The 7,837-nt window shown below is 68.5% G+C and carries 6 protein-coding genes; all 6 read right to left on the reverse strand.

Going from position 1 to position 7,837, the window contains the following annotated elements:
• On the reverse strand, window positions 1-1,274 hold a 1,274-nt coding region (ftsW, locus tag WBP48_RS08365; RefSeq protein WP_424438873.1), incomplete at its 3' end, for a putative lipid II flippase FtsW.
• Window positions 1,228-2,844: a UDP-N-acetylmuramoyl-L-alanine--D-glutamate ligase gene (gene murD, locus WBP48_RS08370; RefSeq protein ID WP_424438876.1), complete on the reverse strand. Its 1,617-nt coding sequence runs from the start codon at window positions 2,842-2,844 to the stop codon at window positions 1,228-1,230. The genes murD and ftsW, both read right to left, overlap by 47 nt.
• On the reverse strand, window positions 2,826-3,935 hold the full coding sequence (mraY, locus tag WBP48_RS08375) for a phospho-N-acetylmuramoyl-pentapeptide-transferase (protein ID WP_424438879.1): 1,110 nt from the start codon (window positions 3,933-3,935) through the stop codon (window positions 2,826-2,828). Before mraY ends, murD begins: the two co-directional genes overlap by 19 nt.
• Complete coding sequence (locus tag WBP48_RS08380; RefSeq protein WP_424438882.1) at window positions 3,932-5,494, reverse strand: UDP-N-acetylmuramoyl-tripeptide--D-alanyl-D-alanine ligase; 1,563 nt, start codon at window positions 5,492-5,494, stop codon at window positions 3,932-3,934. Before WBP48_RS08380 ends, mraY begins: the two co-directional genes overlap by 4 nt.
• Before the next feature lie 13 nt (window positions 5,495-5,507).
• Window positions 5,508-7,316 (reverse strand): peptidoglycan D,D-transpeptidase FtsI family protein, encoded by a 1,809-nt coding sequence (locus tag WBP48_RS08385; protein ID WP_424438885.1) that lies wholly within the window; start codon window positions 7,314-7,316, stop codon window positions 5,508-5,510.
• Window positions 7,317-7,321: 5 nt separating this feature from the next.
• Window positions 7,322-7,837 (reverse strand): hypothetical protein (locus WBP48_RS08390; RefSeq protein WP_424438888.1); only part of this gene is annotated, 516 nt, incomplete at its 5' end.

Genomic DNA, 7,837 nt, shown 5'->3' on the forward strand with positions numbered 1-7,837 from the left:
GGAGCCGCCGGCGCGAGGCCGGCCGCCTCGGCGGCGGGCAGCGTCCGCGCGAACGACAACAGCACACCGCAGCCGATCAGCACCGACAACAGGGAGGTTCCTCCCTGCGACATGAACGGCAGCGGCACGCCCAGCACGGGAGCCAGGCGTAGCACGACGGCGATGTTCAGCAGGGCTTGACCGACGATCCACACGGTGATGCCACCGGCGACGATGCGAATGAACGGGTCGTGCGTCTTGCGGATGATGTGGAACGCACCGACGGCGAACAGCGTGAACAGCCCGAGCACGACGAGGCATCCGATCAACCCGAGCTCCTCGCCCAGGATCGCGAAGATGTAGTCGTTCGACTGCGCCGGCAGCCAACCGTACTTCTCCCGCGAGTTGCCGAGGCCCAGTCCGAAGATGCCGCCGTTCGCGAGGCCCCACACGCCGTGCAACGGCTGATAGCAGGTGGTGTCGTAGCACGCGAGGCTGTCGACGTCGAGAAAGCTCATGATCCGCGCCATGCGGTTGGGGCTCGTGACGGCGAACACGGCCGCTGCCCCCAGGACGAGGATGAGCGGGATGAGGAACAGCCTCAGCTTCACGCCCGAGAAGAACAGGCACCCGAGCAGAATCACCATGAGGATCATCGCGGTGCCGAGGTCGCGACCGGCCAGCACGGTACCGATGACCAGCGCGCCGACGGGCACGACCGGGATGAACACGTGCCGCCACAGGCCCAGCAGCGTCTGCTTGCGATACAGGACGTATCCGAGCCACAGCGCGAGGGTGACCTTGAGGAACTCGGAGGGCTGCGCCTGGAAGCCTGCGATCTGGATCCAGTTGCGGTTGCCGCCGTGCTCGTCACCCAGCCCCGGCACGAAGACGAGGAGCTGGACCAGAGTCGCAACGATCAGCCCCGGCCAAGCGATGCGCTTCCAGAACGTCACGGGCAGTCGGCTCGCGACGAACATGAGCGGGATGCCGATGACCGCGAACGCCGCCTGCTTGAGGACCACCTCGAACGGGCTCTGCCCGTCGGCGACGGCCGTGGCCATCGTCGCCGACAGCACCATCGTGAGGCCGAAACCTGTCAGCAGCAGCGCTGTCGACGCGATCAGCAGGAACTCGCTCGGCACCGGCGCGAACACCCGCCCGAGCGAAACCCGCGCCGCGTAGCCGCGGCCGCCCTCGCGAGCCGATCCTGAAACGCCCGATCCCGGGACCCCGGATGCCGGGGCCTCAGCCGTCGGCGCCCTGCGGATCCGCGGCGGGGTCGTCGTCGTCACCGGCTCCCCCTCCGTCAGCTCGTGTGTCGTTTCGTGTGTCGCTGTCGCGCAACTCGTTCTCGTCCCGGCAGATCCGGTCTCGCACGGCCCCGGCGAACCGGTGACCGCGGTCGGCGTAGGAGTCGAACTGATCGAAGGATGCCGCAGCCGGAGCGAGGAGAACCACGCCTGGGTCACGAACGATCCCCGCCGCCAGCGCGACGACCTGGGCCATGACGTCTTCAGTCTGTGCGTCGTCGACCTCGAAGAGCGGAACGTCGGGCGCGTGTCGCTGGAACGCCGCGACGATGGGCTCCCGGTCGACGCCGATGACGATCGCCGCCGAGACCCCGGGACCGCGCGCGGCGACGAGGTCGGAGATGTCGACGCCTTTGAGCTGGCCGCCCACGACCCACACCGCACCGGGGAACGCCGCCAGCGACGATGCCGCCGCGTGCGGGTTCGTCGCCTTCGAGTCGTCGACCCACGTGACGCCGCCGACAGTGGCGACGACCTCGATGCGGTGCGCATCCAGCCGGAACTCCGACAGCGCCGCCGCGATCGCCGCCGGCGCGACATCCAGTGAGCGGGCGAGGGCAGCGGCGGCCAGGACGTTCGCCACGATGTGGGGGGCCGCGAGCCCCCGCGCCGCGAGGGCGTCGAGCGTCGTCAGCTCCAGCGCCCTCGTCCGTCGATCCTCGAGGAACGCGCGGTCCGCGAGGATGCCGTCGACAACCCCAAGATCGCTCGGACCGGGCACACCGAGATCGAATCCGATGGCACGGCACCCCTCGATGACGTCAGCCTCTTCGACCATGACGCGGGTCGCGGCATCCGCCTTGTTGTACACGCACGCGACGCGGGTGTTCTCGTACACGACGGCCTTCGCGTCGCGATACGCGGCGAACGAACCGTGCCACTGCAGGTGGTCTTCGGCGAGATTGAGGCACACGCTCGCATAGGGTGACAGCGGCTCCGGTCCGGTCTGCTGCGACAGATACCACAGCTGGTGGCTCGACAGCTCGATGACGAGCGCGTCGAACCCTGCCGGATCACGCACCGCGTCGAGCACCGGCACGCCGATGTTGCCGACCGGAGCTGCTCGCAGGCCGCCAGCGACGAGCATCGCCGCCGTCAGCTGCGTCGTCGTGGTCTTGCCGTTGGTTCCGGTGATGAGCAGCCAGTCCGCCGGCGTGCCGTCCGGGCGCAGCACCTTGTCACGCACCCGCCACGCGAGCTCGATGTCGCCCCACAGCGCGATGCCCTGCGCACGCGTCCACGCGATGACTGGATGGTGGGGCGCGAATCCGGGCGAGGCGACGACGACCTCAGGCCGGAAGGCGACGAGCTCATCGGGTGCCTCGTCGAGCGGCCCGGTCCACAGCTTGGCACCGATGACCGGGAGGAGCCGGGCGTAATCCTCGCCCACATCCTGCGTCACCACGAGCACCTCGGCACCGAGCTCCGCAAGCGTGTCGGCGACCGAGAACCCGGTGACCGAGAGGCCGAGCACGGCGACCCGCAGGCCGCGCCAGTCCGCGTTCCAGCTGGTGAGCTGGTCGAGCCGGCCCGTCACAGCGCTGCCAGCCACGCGACGTAGAACAGGCCGACGCCCGTGACCGCTAGCATCCCCGCGATGATCCACATGCGCACGACGATCGTGATCTCCGGCCAGCCGCGCATCTCGAGATGGTGATGGAAGGGGCTCATGAGGAACAGTCGTTTGCCGCCCGTCGCTTTGAAGTAGTACCGCTGCAGGATGACCGATCCGGGGCCGATGATGAATACGCCGGCGATGATGACCGCCAACAGTTCGGTACGGGAGAGGATCGACATCGCCGCGATGACGCCGCCGATCGCCAGCGAGCCGACGTCGCCCATGAAGATCTTCGCCTTCGGCGCGTTCCACCAGAGGAACCCGACGAGCGCGCCGACGAAGGATGCCGCGATGATCGTGAGATCCATCGGGTCGCGCGTCGGATAGCAGGCGCCCGCGTAGCTGTCGACGAGCGCACCGCTCATGCAGCGCTGCTGGAACTGCCAGAACGTGACGAGGCTGAGCGCGGAGATCGTGAAGATCCCCGAGCCGGTCGCGAGCCCGTCGAGGCCGTCGGTGAGGTTGGTGGCGTTGGACCAGGCGACGGAGATGAACGACACCCACACGAGGTAGACGATCCAGCCGACGACGACGCCCAGCGCGAGGAACGACAGCGCCGGGATGTCACGGAAGAACGAGACGTGCGCGGTGGCGGGAGTCTCGCCGTAACGGTTGGGGAAGTTCAGCGCCAGGATGCCGAAAGGCACCGCAACCAGCACCTGCCCGACGATCTTGCGCCAGCCGGAAAGACCGAGGCTGCGTTGCTGACGCACCTTCATGAAGTCGTCGATGAAGCCGACGACGCCGAGGCCCACCATCATCCAGATGACGAGCAGACCCGAGGCCGTCGGCGGGGCGCCGCCGGTGAAGGTCCCGACGAAATACCCGACGATCGTGCCGGTGATGAAGACGACGCCACCCATCGTGGGCGTGCCGCGCTTGGCCTGGTGACGCGGGATGTTTCCATCTTCCGGCGTGCGAATGACCTGCCCCCAGCCCAGCCGTTCGAACAGCCGGATGAACAGTGGCGTGAGGAAGAGAGTGAAGGCGAGGGAGATCGTCGCGGCCGTCAGCAGAGATCTCACGAGAGCGATTCTCCCAGACGATCGCCCAGATGCCGCAGGCCCGCGGAGTTGGACGACTTCACCAGCACGCGGTCGCCGTCGCGCAGCTCGGCCATGAGGTAGTCGTACGCCTCGTCGGCGGTCTCGAAGAAGACCGCCTCGCCATCCCACGAGCCCTCCCCGACTGCGGCGAGGTACAGTCGGCGCGCATCGCGGCCGACGACGACGATGCGCTCGATCCGCAGACGCACCGCCAGCAGGCCCACACGGTCGTGCTCTTCGCCGGCATATTCGCCCAGTTCGCTCATCGCACCCAGCACGGCGACCTTGCGCTGACCGGGGGCGACGATCTGGGCGAGGGTGCGCAGCGCCGCCGCCATCGAGTCGGGGCTCGCGTTGTAGGCGTCGTTGATGATGCGGATGCGATCGGATCCAAGCGGCTGCATGCGCCAGCGTTCGGCGAGCTCCACCGTCTCCAGCCGCGCGATCCCGTCGCGCAGCGAAACGCCGAGCACCTGCGCCGCAGCGAGCGCGGCGAGGGCGTTCATGACGTGGTGCTCCCCCAGCACCTGCAGCCGCAACGGCACCCGCTCGTCGCCGCCGACGACGACGCAACGTGTGCCGGATGCCGACACTTCGACGTCTTCGGCTCGGAGCTGATGCGAAAGTCTCGCAACATGTGCCAGACTTTCTCGCCCCCACGGCGCGGCAGCGCCGCTGAAGAGCTGACCCGTAGATCTCGCCTCGCTGGGCAGGCTTTCCTGCCCCCGCGGCGCGGCGGCGCCCCTGAAAGGCTGCTGCTTGGGATGCGACGGGGCACCGCGCCCGAACCAGCGCACCGACACGTCCCGTGCCGCCGCGACGGCGGCCATCGTCACGACCCGCGGATCGTCGGCGTTGAGCACCGCGACACCGCCGGGACGCACCGCCTCGACGAGCTCGGTCTTCGCCTTGAGGGTCGCCTCCACACCGCCGAAGCCTCCGGCGTGCGCGAGGCCCACCATGAGCACGACGCCGACGTCCGGGGTCACGAGGCCCGCGAGACGGGCGATCTGGCCGGGGCCAGCGGCCCCGAACTCGCTCACGAGAAACCGCGTGCTCTCGGTGACTCGGAGCATCGTCAGCGGAGCGCCCACCTCGTTGTTGAACGAGGCACGGGGGGCGACGGTGTCGCCCTCGTCCTGCAGGATGCGGGCGAGCAGGTTCTTGGTGGTCGTCTTGCCGTTGGAGCCGGTGATGCCGACGATGCGCAGGTCACCGCGGGCACGCACACGTGCCACGACGGCGCGGGCGAGATCGGCGAGAGCCTGCACGGCGTCGCCGACGACGATCTGGCTGATGGGCGCCTCGACGGGGTGCTCGACGATCGCGAGGGCGGCACCAGCGGCTGCAGCGGCGACGACGAACCGATGACCGTCGGTGATCTCGCCGGGCTTCGCGACGAAGATATCGCCGGGCCCGATGAGACGCGAGTCCGTGTCGACGGCTCCCGCGACCGCGGTGTCGGGAGTGTCGGCATCCGCCTCGCGCAGCACACCGCTCACGGCGGCGGCGATCTCGGCAAGTGTCATCCGGATCATGTGGGGGGTTTCCTCAGTTCACCGGCAGCAGTGGGGTGGCGGAATCGGAGGGCATGACGCGGTAGTGCGTCAGCACCTGCATCATCGCCTTCTTGAACGAGATCCGGTTCGCGGAGGACATGCGGTTGTTCAAGGGCTCGTCGAACACAGTGATGACAACGTACTCGGGATCATCGGCCGGCGCATATCCGACGAGGCTCGTGAAGTAGACACCGTCCTTGTAGCCGCCGGAGCCGTTGCTGATCTGGGCCGTCCCGGTCTTGCCCGCCATCCGGTAGCCCGGGATCGCGACGTCGGCGGCCATCGTCCCTTGCGCGAACACGTTCTCGAGCATCGTGCTGAGGGTGTGTGCGGTCTCGGGTTTGATCACCTGCTCGGGCGCAGGCAGGTCGGGTTCGGCGACGGTCCCGTCCGCCGAGGTGCACGACTCCACGAGCGACAGCGGCATCTTCTCGCCGCCGTTCGCGATGGTCTGGTACACGCTCGCGACCTGCGGCACCGTGACGGTGAAGGCCTGGCCGAACGTCGTCGTGTAGTACGTCTGGCTGTCCCAGCTCGCAACCTGGTGGTACTGCCCCTTCGGCTCGGCGGACCAATCGAGCGCCGTGCCGCTCCCGACGCCGAACCTCAGAAGATAATCCAGGCGCGTCTGCGGGTCGATCATCGCGCCCAGCTGAGACAGAGCGACATTGGAGGACCGCACGAGAGCACCGGTGGCGGTGAGGGTCTCGGTCGCATGCTTCTCGTCGTCGTTGATGACGGCACCGTTGGCAAACTCCATGCGGTCCGGGTCCTCGACCCGCGTGTCGGGGGCGAAGGCACCCGTGTCGAGTCCCGTCGCGATCGTCACCGGTTTGAAGGTCGATCCCGGTTCGAACGAGAACCGCAACAGCTTCGAGGCCCGGTCGGCGGCGGGGGTGGCGCCGGGATCGTTGGGATCGACGGTGCCCGATTCGGCCGCGGCGCGGATCTTGCCGGTCTTCACTTCGACGACCATCGCGCCGCCCCAGGTCGCGTTCAGCCGCTGGGTCTCCTCCGACATCAACTGCTGCAGGAACCACTGCAAGTCGCTGTCGATCGTCAGCTTCAGGGTTCCGCCGTCGACCGCGGCGTCCTCGACCTCGGTGCCCGGGATGATGACGCCGTCGGCGCCGCGCTGATAGGTCAGCGAACCGTCTTCGGCCGCCAGGCATGAGTTCTGCAAGTCCTCGAGCCCTTCCAGCGGCGTCCCGTCGGACCCGACGAAGCCGATCAGGTTGCCGGCGACGGCACCGTCTGGGTAGATCCGCGACGGATGGGGTGGGAAGGAGAGGAACGGCAGCTTCAGGTCGGCGAGGGCCCGATACTCCTCGGTCGCCACCGACGACTTCACGACCGCGTACTGGCTACCGGGGTCGATGGCGAGCTTGTCGGTGACGATCTTCTCGACATCGGCCGCGGACTGCCCGGTGATTCTGGCGATGCGTGCCGCCAGCTCCGGCCACGTGACGACGACGGTCTTCCCGCTGTCGTCTTCGACCGCGACCCCGTCCGCATCCCGCTTCGTCATGCCCTTGATGGCCAGCGACGGGTCGATCTGCACGTCGTAGCGCAGCGTGCTGGAGGCCAGCACGGTGCCGTTCGCGTCGACGATCTCGCCGCGTGCGCCGTACAGCGGTTGCTTCGCGCCCGTCGCGAATGTCTGCGAGTCGGTGACGTGGTCGTTCGCGTTGACGACCTGGATGTCGACCAGACGCACGACGAATGCGGCGAGCACGGCCAGGACGACAGCGAGAGCGACGACGGTGCGTCGCCGCGGGCTTCGGTCGGCTCTGGTCGTCATGGAGATCAGTGTGTGGCGGGCGTCGGAAGACCGTCGGCGATGGCGGGGGGTGTCGTCATATTGGTGATCGCCTCGTCCACGACGCTCGCACCGCCGCCGAGACTCGCCGACGGATCTCCTGCCAGGGGCACACCGGCCACGAGGGCGTTGCCGACGGCGGCCTGAGTGAGCGCATTGACGGCGCTCGCTCCGTCCGCGCCGACGGCGCTGCCGACGACGGTGTGGTCGCTCAGGCGCAGATATGTCGGGTCCTGGCCCGTCAGCATCCCCATCGCCTGCGCGTTCGCGGCGAGGTACTGCGGCGAGCTGAGACCGGTCACATCGTCCTGCAGCATCTGCTTCTGCCAGTCCAGGTTCCGCTGCTGCGAGGTGAGCGTCGACAACTCGTAGGACGTCTGCGTCGACAGGATCGACAGCCCCATCTGCGCCGCGGCGATGAGCACGGCACCACCGACCGCGACGATGCCGTACGCGACACGCGGCCGCCGCCGCGGCAGCGGCCGCTCGAGCACCCGCAGACG

It is taken from the genome of Microbacterium sp. (assembly GCF_049661145.1).
Taxonomy (GTDB): Bacteria; Actinomycetota; Actinomycetes; order Actinomycetales; family Microbacteriaceae; genus Microbacterium.